This is a genomic window from Sphingobium scionense (assembly GCF_014197035.1).
Lineage (GTDB): Bacteria > Pseudomonadota > Alphaproteobacteria > Sphingomonadales > Sphingomonadaceae > Sphingobium > Sphingobium scionense.
Window position 1 is genome coordinate 38,448 of record NZ_JACIEU010000021.1, and the last position, 15,010, is coordinate 53,457.

Consider the following 15,010-nt stretch of genomic DNA (forward strand, 5'->3'; position numbering starts at 1 on the left):
GCAACCGGTTACCGACCTCTTCACCGCCCCGCAACCGGCCTGCTTGCGCCAACCATGCCCATGGCCTAGCTAGGGGCATGGCCATGGTGGATCCTGCCGCAATTTCCATGACCGACGGCCTTGGCCGCCGGATCGACTATCTGCGGATTTCCGTTACGGATCGGTGTGACCTGCGCTGCCGCTACTGCATGGCGGAGCGGATGCAGTTCCTGCCGAAGAACCAGGTTCTGACGCTGGAAGAAATCGCGCTCCTCGCCGATCTCTTCATCGCGCGGGGCGTGCGCCGCATCCGGCTGACCGGTGGCGAGCCGCTGGTACGCCGCGACATCATCGACCTGATCCATCGAATCGGCCGCCATCTCGATGCCGGCCTCCAGGAACTGACGCTGACCACCAATGGCACCCGCCTCGCCGACCATGCACAGGCGTTGCACGACGCCGGGGTCCGCCGGATCAACGTGAGCCTCGACACTCTGCAGGCCGATCGCTTTGCCCATGTCACCCGCGGTGGCGACCTGGCGACCGTGTTGCGCGGACTGGACGCTGCGCGGACCGCTGGCATCGCGATCAAGATCAACATGGTCGCGCTCAAGGATATCAACGCCGACGAAATCCTGCCGATGCTGCGCTGGTGCGACGGCCAGGGCTTCGACCTGACCCTGATCGAGACCATGCCGCTAGGGGAAACCGGCGAAGATCGCACCGACCATTATCTACCGCTGTCACATGTGGCGAAAGAGATTGAAGCCCACCATATACTTACCCCGATTGCAGCACGCACGGGCGGCCCAGCACGCTATCATACGGTCGACGGACTGGGCGTGCGCCTGGGGCTTATCACGCCTCTCACGCGCAATTTCTGCGCCGACTGCAACCGCATGCGCCTGACCTGCGAGGGCAAGATTTACATGTGCCTGGGCCATGACGACCATGTCGATTTCAAGGCCGCCCTGCGCAGCGGCGGCTTGGCAGCGGTCGAACCGCTGGTAGATCGCGCGCTGCGGCGCAAACCCGCAGCCCATGACTTTCGGATCGGCGCCGGCGCCCCGTCCGCCGCCGTTCAACGGCATATGAGCGTCACCGGCGGATGAACAGCGAACCGCGGCGCGCCCTTGTCGCGTCCCCGACCCAGGCTGCACGGGCAGCGGAAGAGCGGTTGCGCGCCGCCTATGATTTCGTGCCGCTGGAACAGGCGGACACGGTCATCGCCCTGGGCGGCGACGGTTTCATGCTGCAGACACTGCACGCCATGCTGGAATCCCGCCGCATATTGCCGGTCTTCGGCATGAACCTCGGCACCGTCGGCTTCCTGATGAACGAATGGCGGCTGGAACGGCTGGAACAGCGGCTGGAGAAGGCCAAGAGCTTCAAGGTCAATCCGCTGCGCATGGTGGTCGATACGGTCGATGGCGAGCGTTTCTCCATTCCGGCGATCAACGAAGTCTCGCTGCTGCGTGAAACCCGCCAGACCGCCAAGCTGGAAGTCCAGGTCAACGACCGCCCCGTCCTGCCCGAACTGGTGTGCGACGGCGTGCTGGTAGCGACGCCGGCCGGGTCGACCGCTTATAATCTTTCCGCCCATGGCCCGATCCTGCCGCTCGGCTCCGCACTCGTCGCGTTGACACCGATCAGCCCCTTCCGCCCGCGCCGCTGGCGGGGCGCGATCCTGCCGGAAAACACCGCGATTCGCTTTACCGTGCTGGACCCGGTGAAGCGCCCGGTCAGTGCCGTCGCCGACCAGCGCGAAGTTCGCGACGTCGCACAGGTGGAGGTCAAGATCGACCGCGCCACCCCGCTGACCCTGTTGTTCGACCCCGAACATACGCTCGACGACCGGATCGCCGCCGAACAATTCATCGCGTAAATTTCTGCAATTTCGCACTTGCCATTTGAAACAAGCCGCTGCATATGCGCCACCTGCCCGGCGCAAGCGGGGCTGCTCCCCGATAGCTCAGCGGTAGAGCATTCGACTGTTAATCGAATGGCCGTAGGTTCGAATCCTACTCGGGGAGCCATTCAGAATCATCCGAGCCGCCCGGCCTTGCCGGGGGCTCGGATGCTGGATTTCCCGGCGACAATTTCTCAAGCATATCAAATGGTTCGCGGAAGGTAACGGTCAACTGTCCGTTTGCCCAAGAGCTGTTCAAAACCAGCAGATTCAAAGCGGTGTTCTTGCCATTTTGAGACTGTAGGTTGAACGTGGAATGCGCCTTTCGGGCGAGGTTTAGAAGAGCGATCCCATCATCAACGAAGGCGTCCTCCGCATTGTTGAGGACATCCAGTCTCCGAAGGCAGCCAGCTCGTTCTTCCCGCCAGGTGGCTGCCATGCGGTCGTGCATTTCGGCAGTGATGCGGCCATCGAGATGATCTACGTAAAGCTTGTCCAATCTTAGCTGCAGCCGATCAGCCTCGCCTCTGAGGCGATCGACCGTCTCCAATCGCTCCTTGTTCTTATCACCGTGCGATTCGCGAATCGCCCGCTCGATCAGCGCGAAAATCTCATCGTCCATGTGAAGGCGGGAAAGCTGCTCAGAGAAGGCCTGAGCCAGGGTTTCTTCGCGCACATATTTTTCAGGGCATTTCTGCTTGAATCCTGAGCAGTGATAATAGATGTACCGGCCCCGCTGCATTTGCGCCACGACCGCGCAACCACAATGTCCGCAGGTGATCAAGCCCGTAAAAGCAAATCGCAACGGCTCGGCCCGCACGTTGCTTGCGCTCCGGCCATCAAGAACCTCTTGAACGTTCTCCCATGTCTCTTGGCTCACGACCGGCTCGTGAGTTCCTTGGTACAGGCGTCCGCCCCATTCAAAAGCGCCTGCATACAATCGATTGCGAAGCATGTAGTGTATCGTGCTGGTCCCGACGGGCTTCTGGCTCCGACGGTATCGAAGCCCGGCGGCCCGTGCTTTCTGGGTGACGTCCTTCAGGGCATAATCGCCCGTTTCAAACCATTCGAACACGCGCGAAACGATGGGAGCGACATCCGGGTCGGGAACAATGATCTTCTTGCCCTGTGGACCCACGACGTTTAGATAGCCGAGTGGAGCCTGCGAAGGCCAGATTCCCTGCTTCGCCTTCTCCAGCATGCCCTTGCGGGCCTCCTCCGATAGGTTGTCGACATAGTTCTTGGCCATGAGGACCTTGATCCCATGCATGAACTTCTCGGAGGAACGCGAGTCGCGTGAGAGCACCGTTCCCTCTTTTACCAGATGCAGTTCGATGTCGAACCCATCGAGAGTCACCCAATCCTTGATGTTGCGGTAAAGTCGATCCGTCTTCTCCACGAGGAGATGCCGGACGCCAGGATGGCTCCGAAGATATTTGAGCATCGCCTCAAACTGGGTCCGGCCGGTCTTTTTTGCAGTTTCGACATCGACATATTGCTGGGCGACCACGAACCCCATTCGTTCGGCATATTCGCGAATCAATGCGACCTGGGCGTCAATTGAAAAACCTTCCTTCTCCTGTTCGGCCGTCGAGACGCGCGCATAAAGGACCGCCTTTTGCGCTCCGCTCGACCGTCCGTTTGCAGGAGCTTGATTTTTGGGTTTGCGTGGACGTGCCATCACTAGTCCTGTATTTAATCTAACACACTACCCCATCCTCCCTCCCCTCCAGCCAGCAGAAGGCATGGCTAAGCGGGAGGTGGTCGGCGTGGTTTTTTCCTTTTTACAGTATCGGGTTTTCGGGGTCGACCACGGGGTCTCGACAGTTGATTCTTTGCATTCAGAGCCAGATATGGATCCGCGCCGGAGACTTCCCATTGGACAAGCATCCAGACGTAGTCCGCCAGATTGCCCAGTAGGTTCCGCGCCTCGTTCTCGGACACTGGCCGTCGCAACCTGCGCGTAAAGACAGTCTGGGCATCAAGAACGAGTTGCCGGGAAAGCGCGCTCCTTCTGATCGCCCAACGATCCTCTCTGCCGAGCGGGCTGTCTGCTGGAGGCGAGGAGATGAGATCGCCGGCGTCTTCAACGACAGGGCTCGCCTCGCCATAGGAGGTGGTATCGAGGCGCGTTCGTCTCACGGTCGTACCACCGAGCCAGAGTTTGAGAAAACATCGCCGCCAAAGCGACGCTCGAGATGGCGTGAGACCGATTCGACATACCTTCGCTGCCGCCAGCTCGTGGGGCTATGGTAGACGCCGACGGCTTTCCAATAATCGTGTGTGATGCTCAAAGCGGACAGGAAGATCCATCTGGCTGCCTGCACATTGAAGCATGCGTCGTTGGCAAGCCAAAAGCGGATATCGCCAGCGGGGCGTCCAGTGAGCGCCGAGAGTTTTGGAACCCAGAAACTGTTGACTTGAAGCGGCCCCAGATCGTGAGTGCCGTTATTGTTTAGCACCTCGGCTCCGAGCCATCCGGCCTCCTGATCGCGGAGACCCCAGAGGGTCTTTTCTAGCCATGGCCGGCCCGCCGAAGCGACTTGGATGCATCGGGCGATCTCACGTTCCGTGGCGGCAGACCCGATCGGTGGAGACGCCGCTGCCGCTGAACCGGACGGGAGGACGAGGCCTGCTACAAGCGCCGGCAAGGCATAGAGCCCTGACCGCCACCGCAGGCGCATAAGGGGGAGTCTCATATGCGCTTCCCCCTGACCAGGACGGGTTCAACGCGAATGAGGGCGAGAAGTTGATCTCCCGATATGATCTGGATATGAGGATGGCGATTGAGCAGCGTTCGGGTCGATGGTCCGGTTCGTCCAGTATGAATGAACAGCCCCGGCATGCTCTTTGCGGCACATAGCTGCGCGAACGCCTCAACATGTTCCGGCCGTATCGTATCTGCGTAGCGCTTGGCTTGGACAAGCCAGACCCAACCGCAAATTCTTACCTCCCCGTCGATACCTCCCTCGCCGGTGTAGCGACGGTTTCGGACTACGTGGATCGCGCGACGCTCAAAGCATTCCAGAAGGAGTTCCTCGAAAGCCAGGGGATCCATGTGGCGCAGCCGGGCGAAAACAACCGCCGGAGGTTGGGAGCGATCATGGCCCTGCAATTGCCGGCACATGATGCGTGCCTGTCGACGTCGCCATCGGTGCTTTACCGGAATACGCGAGCCGCGAAGGCACCAGAAAAGGAGCACAGCCCCGACGATGACAAGCCATATGGCCCAATCAGCGATCATGGCCGCCTCCGTGATCCTGGGAAGCAGCATGGGAAGGCTCGGGAGCCGGCTGGGGCGCCGTCCGAGCGACGCTCCCCTCTTCCCGGTCATCGCCTCGCTGGGAACTTCGTTCGAGCAGGGATGTAACCCACCGGTCCATGAAGGACGCAGCCGACAACGCGCGATCCGCGATGCGCTCAGCCAATCCGGAAGGCTTTGCTCTTTCTGCAGACTCACGTTGCGCCGCCGGCTTGTCCTTGCGCTCCTCGCGATCCGCGCGTTGTCCGTCGCGGAGCCTGTCCCAGCGTTCGGTGTGGCGGGCCGAACGGCCCTTCACACTGTCCCGCTCAATCCGCCCCAAAGCCTGGAGAGAAGATGTCTTCTCGCCCGTACGCTGCTTGAGCTTTTCGACCAGCTTCTGCCGATTGTCCGTCCACAGGCTGGCGCCGAATCTCGCACGGGTGATCGCGGTGTAGAAGTTTTGCCCGGTAACCAGCGGCGAGTTGACAGGCGCCAACACATAAACCCGATCGTAAGTCTTGGACTGCGCCGAGTAGATGGTTTCACTATAACCATGGTCCCAGTTCTTGTGCTGGGAGAGATCGATTTCCTGGCTCCGACCATCCCGATCCCATCGGATCGTGGCAACCGTACTGTCGAGACGTTCTACGGTGCCTCGCTCCGCATTCTTGAGATCCAGTTCCTTGTTGACGAGGCGCCACTGGATGCGGTCGCCGGCGGCAAGGTCGCGTTGCTCCTCCTTGAAAACATTGATCTGGGCGGCCCGCCCCAGACGCGGATCCCACTGGATGGTGCGGCCATGTTCATCGACCAGATTGACCGTCTGACGCCCTCGGGCGTCTCGTCCCACACCAATCACCTTGTACTCGGCATCCCCGGCGATCCCGAGCCCGACGTTGTCGCGCGAGAACACCACGACCTGTCCACGAGAGTAGAAGCGCGCGAAATACTTCTCTTGCTCGGTCATGCCGGATGGCGCCAAAATCGATAGCCGGGTTTCCTCGGCCGCGATCGCACCTTCCGTTTTCAGTGCCTCGCGGATCTTGGTGTTCACGATCAGACGGGTTGTGTTTTCAAGCACGAGAATATTCGTCTTCTCGCGTCTTTCCGGACTGAGGCGCGTCCAGTCCGCCACGAGCGACACGGCAAGCTTTTCGCTGTCGTCCGCGGTCATCACTTTGTCCAGCGAGCTAAGCGAACCGTCGTAGTTCTGGAGCCGCGCCAGCCGCACGGCCTGTGTCATCTTGTCCGTTTCCTGCCGAACCGGCTCCCGCAATTCCGCCTTGGACAGGCCAAGACGTTGCATCAGCCAGAACGGCTTGCCCTGCTCGATCGCTCCCGTTTGGCGGGTGTCACCAATCAGTAGAAGACGAGCGCCGGTGCTCCTACTGATCTCGAGCAAACGCACTGCCTGGCGGTTGCCAAGCTGTCCGGCCTCATCGACGACAAGGACATGGCTTTCATCGAGCCTCGCGCCGCCGTTTGCCAACAGGCTGGCGACCGTTCGTGATTCGATGCCAGCTTTTTTACCCAGTTCGGCTGCGGCCGACGAGGTCGGGGCGAGAGCTATGAAGGTCGCATCCTCACCCGCAGCTTCCCGTAACGCGCCGATGATGGTCGACTTGCCCGAACCGGCAACGCCGTGGACACCCACGATCCGGTCCTCGCTCCGACCCAGGTGAAGCAAGGCCGTCCGCTGCTCGGGGTTGAGGTTGTGGGCAAGACCTGCATCCCTGAGGGCTTCGATCGATGCTAGCGGGCTGGCGTCGGTGATGGCTAGGGCGAGATGATCGGAGAGCGCCATTTCGAGGCGCGCCGTCCTGCGTGACGTCCGACCGCGGGTGTGGATCTCGTCGCCGGTGCGGTGCCGGGTTTCGAGAAGTTTGGCCCGCGCCTGATGCTCCTCGATCACGGGACGGATATCAGACAGCCGAACCTCGCCGACATGTGAAGCCAGGGCCGTCTGCAACAGCCGGCCGAGATTGTTGACCGCCTCCTTGCCTTCCGACTGGCGCAGGCCGAACAGCATGGCCCGCGCCGCCGTCTGGGCCTCTACCTCGATACTGCGCTCACCGATCCTCTCGGCGTCGGCTCTCAGTTCCTTCACCGTCTCGGCATGTTGCCCGAGCTGACCGTCCCAACGCTGATGGAGTTCATCGAGAGAGGTTTTCTGTTTCGGCCCGCGGGTGGCATAGAATGATTTCTGCCGGGCCGCCTGCCCCGTCAGGCCGTGCTCTTTCGCGTGGGCTTCGATCTGCTCGGCGCGCTGCGACATGTCGGTGATCAGGTCTTTGGGCACACCCCTGATCTCGAACAGGCCGCGACGCGGGTCGTATTCGACATCGTAGCCGCGCTCGCGGAGGAGATGTGCCAGCTCGTTGCGATACACCTGCCCGGCCGCCATCTGCTCGGCGAACATGGCACGCGTTTCCAGGCTGACTTTCTTTGCTCCATCCCGTTCGTCGGTGATGTTCATGACGACGACATGCGTGTGGAGATGCGGGTCGAGCTCACGAGAGGCGTGCTCCGTGAAACGCGCCCAGATCAGCCGGCTGGTCGTCTTCTCGGTAACCTCCCCATCGACGCGATGCCGCATCGTGGCATGTTCTTCGAGATAGGCGAGTGCGACACCGACCGCCTGCTCATGGGCATCGATGATCCTGTCATCACCGGCGACCAGCGCCATGATCGATACCGATTTGGGTGCGTTGACCGCGAAGTCCCAACCCGGATGATGCTGGATGTTGCCGTCCTTACGGCGACGCCCTAGTTGCTGATCGCCGATCTTACCGGCTAAGAGTTCCTTGAAGACGGCAGGATCCACCTCGCCTTCCAGTCCCAGTTCGGTGGCAATCTTGCCTCCCCATTCGGAATGCTCGTCGGTACCTTTGGTGTAGTAATCGCCAACCGTGTAGTAGCGAGCGATGTTGGCTGGCTTGCCTTTGAGGCGGATGGGATTGATCATGCGGGCCTCGCCGCGTTGCGGGCACCGTCATGGCGGCCGTGCTGACTGAGGCGGAAGCCGGCCGGCTTCCCGAACAGTTCCAATGGTGGTGGCGGGTCGCTCGCTTCCTCTTCCCGGTCGTTTTGCGCCGGAGGAGACGCCGGTCCATCATCGGAGGGCGTGCTGACCGGTTCCGTCGGCTCGCTTGGGGGCACCAGAGGCAGTTCGGCTTCCGGATCGCCGGGGACAGCACGCCGCCGTTTCGCCGGAGTAGTTTTCGGCTTGGCCGGTGCTGTGGGCGCTGTCGGCGTCGGGGACTCAGGTGGCGTTGGAACCGCCATCCGAATGGGCGCATTGCCCCGCTCCTCAAACGCCTCACCAATGGAATCGACCCTGTTGTAACTGTCCTCAAACCGGACCACCGGCAAACTGCGACCGAACCGCAGATAGCCCATCAGGTTGGGGAGGTTTGTGACCTCGGTATGCATCACCAGCGGCCGCGTCACCTGCATGCGCGAGAGGTTCACACCGTCGCGCATGTCGTTCACACCATAGGACATGCCCTCGTTCGCCTCGACCTGTTCTACCTGGCCGAGATTTTCGCTGACATGCTTCGCCGTGGGGGTGTCGTTAGCCCGCAGCGCCACCCACGTGGAGCAGTAGCCGGTGATGGCCGCAGCATCCTGAATGCCGTAGGTCGCCTCAAGCTGGGGGTAGCTCTGGAAGCCGAGGATACCGCAGCCTCCATACTTCCGCGCGCGGGCAAGGAAGTCGCCGAGCGAGGGCAAACGCTGGAGCGTCGGCAGCTCGTCGATGACGCAATAGAGGCGCCGGTTGCGATCGGGCGTCATGCTCATGATCGCGCTGATGGCAATGTCGAGCCATACCGTGATCAGGGGGCGAAGGGATGGAAGCTGATCCGCCTTCACGGTGATGAACAGCCAGCTGTCGTCCTTCTCATTGGCGACCCAGTCACGGATCGAGAAGCCGTCTGCGGTATCATCGAGATAGGAGAAGCTGCGCATGACGGAGGCGAGTTCGGCCTGAATGCCGGCGCTGGTGCGCTCGCCCTCGGTCGAGATGAATGCTGCCGCATCGGTGCCGGCTGCAAAAGCGGCGAGATCCTTCAGTTTGGAGCGCAGCAGCGTGTCGAGCAGGATCGAAACGAGGGTGCGTTCCTGCCGTGCCAGCTTCCGCAAGACGGCGACCAGCGTACCGCGCGCCGCCTTCGCCCAGAAGGGATCGCCGGTCTTGTCAGGGATCGTGGACTCGGCGATCTGGTCGTAGTGATAGTCCCTCGGGACGTCGACCCAGGGCGACCAGCAATCCGCCCGTGCGTCGAGCGGATTGAGCAGAATATCGATCCCCGGCCGGTAGAATTTCTCGACGAAGGTTCCGGCCGTGTCATAGACGATCGCGCGGCGCTTCCGCTTCCGGATGCCGTCTAGCATCTTGACGATGATGTTGGTCTTGCCGGTGCCGGGCGCACCGCAGAGCAGGATGTGCTCCGGCTCGAAGGCGTCGGGCACGTTGACCCCACCGATCTCGAAACTGCCCTTGGCATGACGCCACAGCGCTCGGCGCACCTGCCGCACCGTTCCAAACCGCGCGCCGCGCAGGAACTGGTTGGAGCCGAGACCCCTCCCCGTCCGGGTGAAGTAGAACCAGGCCCACCCCAGCATGGCCAGGGCGAAAAGGCCGGATATCGCAGCCCCGTGCAGAAGATAGGTCTCGAAAGCTTCGAGCGTCTTGTGCGCGAGACCGGAATCGAGAAGCGCCTTAGGGCTGGTCCAGTATTGTTTGCCTTCCGGCGTCTTGAACAGGATCGGGGTGACGTTACCTGGGACGGCATCCCCCATGAAGGCAGCCTGTCCGAGCTTCATCAGAATGAAGCGCTCATACTCGGATGATTTCTCGAGCGCGTACCAGATGATTCCGCCGATCCAGATCACCAGCCCCGCAAGGAAGGTCTGGTAAAAGACCTGCGTGGTCATGCGAACGTTGTGAACGATGGCCTGCCCGCCCCTTGTCCAGGAACCGAGCGTGTCGTGACGAAAGATGCTCATGGCCGGTCCTGCTCGGGATCGAGCAGCCCCCTTTCGCGGAGGAGCCGGCGCGCTTCACCCAACCCCTTCTGGAGGATGTCCGGGGACCGCTCGCCGACCGAAGTGGCGAGGATCGCGAATGCCTGGATCGCCGTTGCATGGAGCTCGTCAAAGCGGGCATGGTAGCCCGAAGGATCGGTGCCTTCGAAGCGTTCGAGGATATCGCGACAATAGGTCGCGGCGCCGAGACCGGCATTGCGCGCCTGGACAGACAGGCGCGCATAGAGGTCATCGTCTATGCGGATAGTGATGCGTGCCAAGCGGCGGACTCCTTGTCCGACACGCCAGCAACGTGGTGAAGCGCAACCCTTGTAGCCGATTTACTAAGCAATAACAAGAATTTATCAAATCTGCCGCTGGCAGCCACTAAGTGCCAAGTCAGATCAATCGCTTAGGCTCAGCAAGCATAGAGCTTGGCTGCCGCCGGCAGACGATGTGTGCCAAAGCGACTGCCGGACTGTGCCAGTGGAAAGTGGCGGAAATCCGGGCGATTCGCGCCCGCAGCACCCGTGCGTGGGGTGCATTACACCCGCCTCCGGCGTGCGTCCCTGCTCCGCAGCGCGCTTGCCCGCTGCGCCCGTCTCCCCTGTCCGTGCGGGGCTCTCCCGGCAGGGAATCCGCGCTGGGTCAATTGTGGTCCCGATGTGGGGAAAGCGTTGCAAGCGGCTGCTCCCTGATGGATAGTCGGTGTTGGCGGGCAGACCTCCTTGAGCAAGGAGTCTAGGAATGCCCAAGATGACGGAACGCGAACGGCTCGCGAAGATCGAGGCCGATCAGCACAATCTCGCGCGCGAAGCGGAGACGGTGCGACGGGGATTGCGCGCACATTATGGGAGGCTGGTAACGGAATTGCCGGTCGAACGGTTGAGCGAGCGCGAGTTTCGCGATGTGATCGGCCAAGCGATCCGGGTCGGCGGCAGCGCTGCGATTTCGGCGCTCAAGGGGCTGACGGCACAAGGCGTCCAGGCGGAACCGTCTCCGGCGGCGGCTCGCAAGCGCGCGGTCGTTCCCCCCGCTGGCAGCGATGACGCCTCAAAGGCGGTGCATCCTTAGCGGAAAGGGAAGCGACCTTGGCGGGCGGCACGCCCGGCAAAAGGAGTGCTGCCAAGGAAACCGTTCGGGTTTCCCCCGCTCATGCGACAAGCACGACAAGGGACCGGCTGCGGTGTCCCGCGCCGGTCCCTCTCTTGGGCTGGTGGTTCGATCAGGCCGCCATGACGCGGCGCCTGCGCTTGATCGGCACATCGGGTTCCTGATCGGTCCGCATGAAAACATGGGTCGGGACACGGTGTCCCTGTTGCGGGTTGAACAGGTCATAGAGGCTGGACTGGATGCCCGACCCTTCGCACAAGAGCGCTTCCACCGGCATAAGCTCGGCGATGTTGCGATTGCGCTTGAAGGCTTTGCCATTGCCGCGCCCATAGAGGCCGAAGGCGATGCAGATAACGCCCCGCTGTGCGGCCCATGCGGCGGCGGCTGCATCCACGCCAAGGCGCTGTCCGGTGGTGACAAGCACCATATGGGGAATGCGCGTCCTGATCTGGTCGAGCCGGTTCCAGATGATGCGCCAATCGTGCCAGTCGGCGGGGCCGGACACGACAACGACGGGGCCTTGCGGGTCGTAACGGTCGCGCCGCCGTTCGGACCTTGCGCGCAGGAAATCGAGCGCCGAAATCTGACTGGCGGTGGTGACGTGGGACGCGCGCGATCCCTTGGCAGGCGACCATGGGCGACCGGCATAGGCGCGATACATCGCGGCGGCATAGTCGCGCATGGCTTCCATGGCGGCGCGCTGTTCGGCGACCGACTGGCATTCAAGCTGGGTGTCCTCCAGTTCCTTGTTGAACACCTCGCCCGGTTCCAGACGGCGGGCCATGTCGCGGATGGTATCGGCCAGCCGATCCTCGCGGCCTTCGAGTTTGTTCGCGACGAAATGGAAGCTGTTGACGAAGCCCCATGCGAGTTCGGGGGCGAGTGGGTCCAGCCTTGTATCGCCTAGCAGGTCAAAAATGGCGGCGACGATGCCGCCGCATTCCGCCTGTGCCGCTATGGGATCGGGCATGAGATGTTCGCCCGGCTCCTCGTCGGGTTCGATGACGGTGAGGGGCAAGGGATCGCCGAAAGATGCCACGAAATCGGGTGTGGCGGTGAGGTCGGCATAGAGTTCCGGCAGGTCGGCAAAGCTGCTAACACCGCGCAAGGCCGTTGGCTTGCTCATGGGAAGGTTCCTTGTGACGGGGTGATGGTTCAGGGTCCGGGGAAGCGTTGCACCGCTCCCCCGGCCCGCCTCGGGTGCCGCTTAGAAGGGCACCTCATCGTCAAGGCCGCGCCCGCCTCCGGTATATCCGCCGTCCGGCCCTGCGGTGCTGCCGCCGGAGAAACCGCCGCCGGTTCGGCCGCTGAACCCTCCGCTTGACCGTCCGCCGCCGCTGCGCCCGCCAAAGCCGCCGCCCTGCGCCTCGCGCTCCCGTTCGCGCCGCCACTGGACGTCGAAGCCGTTCGTCTCGTCCCCGAACAGGGCGATGGGAAGCGGCTCGCGGAAGCTCGGATCGTCGATCATGCCCGACAGGAACATTTCGTCATTGGAGCGCATCTTGCGTTCCCAGACGACGCCGATCTGGATTTCGTCGCCCGCGCGGTTCGTCTCGTAAATCTCATAGACGGGGGCGCTGTCGCTCTGTCGATCCTCGACGCGGCGCATGATGAGATAGGGAAAACGCATTTCGCGCGTGGCGATCTTGCCGATAATGTCGCTGGCGCGTTCGTCGAATTTGAAGCTACCGATCTTCATGACTTCATCCTTTCTCTGTGCTGTGGTCCGTTTCTCTTTCCCGGCCACATCAGAACCCTACCCCCTCCCCTCCCTTACTTCCATGTCATTGATTTCTTGACAGAAATCTATCGTACCTGGTGAGCCCGAGCATCGAACGGCCGCGCCAGCGGCCCCCAAATGACGAAGACGCACCGGCCGCCTGCGGCCGGTTCCGCCTGAATGGAAAGGGAGCGTGGGCCGGCTGACACGTCATCGCACCCGGAGCCGCCCTCGCAGGCCCGAAGGCGCAGGGCGGGGCTCTTGTCCGCAAGAAGCACGGGAGGGGCTCTAGCGAAGCTTGGCGAAAAGGGGCCGGCGCTTCTGCTGAAAACAGACAAACATCGCCGGCCCCTTTTCGCCTAGCGCAGCTTTGCCCCGACGCAATTCTTGCGGACGAAACCCGTCCTGCAACGCACGGATCCTGCGAGGGCGGCGAAGGGGGCGATGCTTGTCGGCTGGCTCCACGATCCGCATCGCGCGCCAGCGCGATTCCTTAGGCGAAGCCTGAAATGCGATGGTCGTGCAGATCGTCAATTCGTCCGGGGGAAGAAGCTCCCTCGCCGCAAGCGCCCGCGGAAGGGATCGTCACCGCGCAGCGGACAAGACCCCGGAGGGGGCTTGGTCGGAGCGGAGCGGAGATAGAGCCCGGTGCCCGCACAAGCGGGCATCCGCCCTCCCCAGCGCTGCCCGTGCAACCCGAACTGCCACCGTACGGCGGGAAGATCCGCCCCGGTCACGCAAAGGGCTCAAGCACTTCACCGCCGTCCCGCCGAATTCCAACGCAATCGCCACAGAGCCTGAGCGAAGGCACACCCGGCATCGCCTCCGCCGCATTGACGAGACGATAATCGTCGGCCGGATCGCCGCAGGCCGAGCAGATGTCGGCGGTCCCCATGCGCTCGATGGAGAGACGGGCGATGGCGGCAAGTCGCGGCTCCACGCGGTCCACGATCGCAAACCACAATTCCGAGTGCGGCGTGATGCGCTGCAGATGGAGAGCGGCTTCACCGGGATGGTGGCGCCTCAGCCGACCCAGGGCGACCTCGCGCCGGGTCTGATCATTGACGACCAGTTGCCGGTAGAGCGCCACGAGCTGCGCCGTTGTCCGTCGGCCGTTGGTGGCCAGGGCCTGCTGATAGTGAATGAGATTGACGGCGAAGCGCAGGCCGCCGGTGTGGAATTCGCGAATGGTGCTGATGCAATATGCAAGGAGGCCCCGATCGGGGAAGGATCCGGCGCTCGCCTCCATGGCGTCCAGATCATAGTGCCAGGGATTGATCGCATAATCGGCTTGCCACAGGTCGAGATAGCCGCTGTCCCGGTAGACGCGGGCGATCCGCTCGTCCCACTCCGGATGGTCCTGGACGAGGCGATCAAGGTCGTTGAAGTTCTCGACGGAGGGATCGAGGTCACGCGCGGCGGTCAGGATCCGGTTCTGGACCTCCTGCATCTCGGCGATCGGGTTGGGACGCGCGGCCCACGCCGCCAGTTCGGCCTGCGACACCGGCTCGGTCATGTCGGGAAGCTCGGCGAGAAGCGGGCTGCGCCGGATGTGCTCGGGGGTACAATAGTCGGGATCGGGCACAAGGTGGACAGCGGCACTGGCAAAGGCCCGGGCAACAAGGCGTGAACAGAAGAGCTGTTTTGTCCTTGGCCGGAGGCCGGGCAGGACCGATCGCGCCGCCTCACTTCTGGAATAGCGGGTTCCGATCTCGGAGCGGGCGAAGTCGATCACCGTACCGAGCTGAACATCGGTAAGGGGCCGACGGAGGCGCAGCACGGCGATATGGCCGTCAGGCCCGTAAAGCTCCCGCTGGATATTGTGCGCCTGCACGCCGTCGTCGGTCGAGTCGATGACCGACCCGTGCTGCACGCAGATCATCGCATGCGATACCTGCCCCTTGCTGGCCAGGCGAATGGCCTTGCTCATCTTGCCGCTGGACGCCGTGAGGATGATGTCCCCCGGCATGAGCCGTTCGACCTTGATCCGGCGGATTTCCTCGTCAGGCATCGGGCA

At 62.5% G+C, this 15,010-nt stretch carries 11 protein-coding genes and 1 tRNA gene; 4 read left to right on the forward strand and 8 right to left on the reverse strand.

Annotated elements, in window-relative coordinates; all coding sequences use genetic code 11:
- Positions 1–77: 77 nt before the first annotated feature.
- The 3 genes from moaA to GGQ90_RS21065 all read left to right on the forward strand — a co-directional run bounded on the left by moaA (position 78) and on the right by GGQ90_RS21065 (position 2,015).
- Positions 78–1,091: a GTP 3',8-cyclase MoaA gene (gene moaA, locus GGQ90_RS21055; RefSeq protein WP_188083844.1), complete on the forward strand. Its 1,014-nt coding sequence runs from the start codon at positions 78–80 to the stop codon at positions 1,089–1,091.
- Positions 1,088–1,864: an NAD kinase gene (locus tag GGQ90_RS21060; protein WP_004207502.1), complete on the forward strand. Its 777-nt coding sequence runs from the start codon at positions 1,088–1,090 to the stop codon at positions 1,862–1,864. Before moaA ends, GGQ90_RS21060 begins: the two co-directional genes overlap by 4 nt.
- A gap of 76 nt (positions 1,865–1,940) precedes the next feature.
- Positions 1,941–2,015, forward strand: a tRNA-Asn gene (locus GGQ90_RS21065).
- Here GGQ90_RS21065 and GGQ90_RS21070 read toward each other — a convergent pair.
- The 5 genes from GGQ90_RS21070 to GGQ90_RS21090 all read right to left on the reverse strand — a co-directional run bounded on the left by GGQ90_RS21070 (position 2,001) and on the right by GGQ90_RS21090 (position 10,441).
- A complete protein-coding gene (locus GGQ90_RS21070) occupies positions 2,001–3,569 on the reverse strand; it encodes a recombinase family protein (RefSeq protein ID WP_188083845.1) in 1,569 nt (522 codons plus the stop codon). The genes GGQ90_RS21065 and GGQ90_RS21070 overlap by 15 nt on opposite strands.
- Positions 3,570–4,583: 1,014 nt before the next feature.
- Positions 4,584–5,132, reverse strand: a complete 549-nt coding sequence (locus GGQ90_RS21075; protein WP_188083846.1) for a restriction endonuclease — start codon at positions 5,130–5,132, stop codon at positions 4,584–4,586.
- Positions 5,122–8,097 (reverse strand): MobF family relaxase, encoded by a 2,976-nt coding sequence (mobF, locus tag GGQ90_RS21080; protein WP_188083847.1) that lies wholly within the window; start codon positions 8,095–8,097, stop codon positions 5,122–5,124. The genes GGQ90_RS21075 and mobF overlap by 11 nt, the downstream gene beginning before the upstream one ends.
- Positions 8,094–10,142: a type IV secretion system DNA-binding domain-containing protein gene (locus GGQ90_RS21085; protein WP_188083848.1), complete on the reverse strand. Its 2,049-nt coding sequence runs from the start codon at positions 10,140–10,142 to the stop codon at positions 8,094–8,096. The genes mobF and GGQ90_RS21085 overlap by 4 nt, the downstream gene beginning before the upstream one ends.
- Positions 10,139–10,441, reverse strand: a complete 303-nt coding sequence (locus GGQ90_RS21090; protein WP_086486242.1) for a hypothetical protein — start codon at positions 10,439–10,441, stop codon at positions 10,139–10,141. Before GGQ90_RS21090 ends, GGQ90_RS21085 begins: the two co-directional genes overlap by 4 nt.
- A 466-nt stretch (positions 10,442–10,907) precedes the next feature.
- On the opposite strand from GGQ90_RS21090, the gene GGQ90_RS21095 reads away from it, so the two are divergent.
- Positions 10,908–11,234 (forward strand): hypothetical protein, encoded by a 327-nt coding sequence (locus GGQ90_RS21095; RefSeq protein WP_188083849.1) that lies wholly within the window; start codon positions 10,908–10,910, stop codon positions 11,232–11,234.
- Positions 11,235–11,385: 151 nt separating this feature from the next.
- Here the strand turns inward: GGQ90_RS21095 and GGQ90_RS21100 are convergent, their stop codons facing one another.
- From GGQ90_RS21100 to GGQ90_RS21110, 3 genes are all read right to left on the reverse strand, one after another.
- Positions 11,386–12,399 carry a DUF2493 domain-containing protein gene (locus tag GGQ90_RS21100; RefSeq protein WP_188083850.1) on the reverse strand — a complete coding sequence of 338 codons (1,014 nt, stop codon included), beginning with the start codon at positions 12,397–12,399 and terminating at the stop codon, positions 11,386–11,388.
- An 81-nt stretch (positions 12,400–12,480) separates the two neighbouring features.
- Positions 12,481–12,972 (reverse strand): DUF736 domain-containing protein, encoded by a 492-nt coding sequence (locus tag GGQ90_RS21105; RefSeq protein WP_188083851.1) that lies wholly within the window; start codon positions 12,970–12,972, stop codon positions 12,481–12,483.
- A gap of 754 nt (positions 12,973–13,726) precedes the next feature.
- The gene (locus tag GGQ90_RS21110) at positions 13,727–15,004 is read right to left on the reverse strand and encodes a YiiX/YebB-like N1pC/P60 family cysteine hydrolase (RefSeq protein ID WP_188083852.1); all 1,278 of its coding nucleotides are present in this window, start codon (positions 15,002–15,004) and stop codon (positions 13,727–13,729) included.
- Positions 15,005–15,010 lie beyond the last annotated feature (6 nt).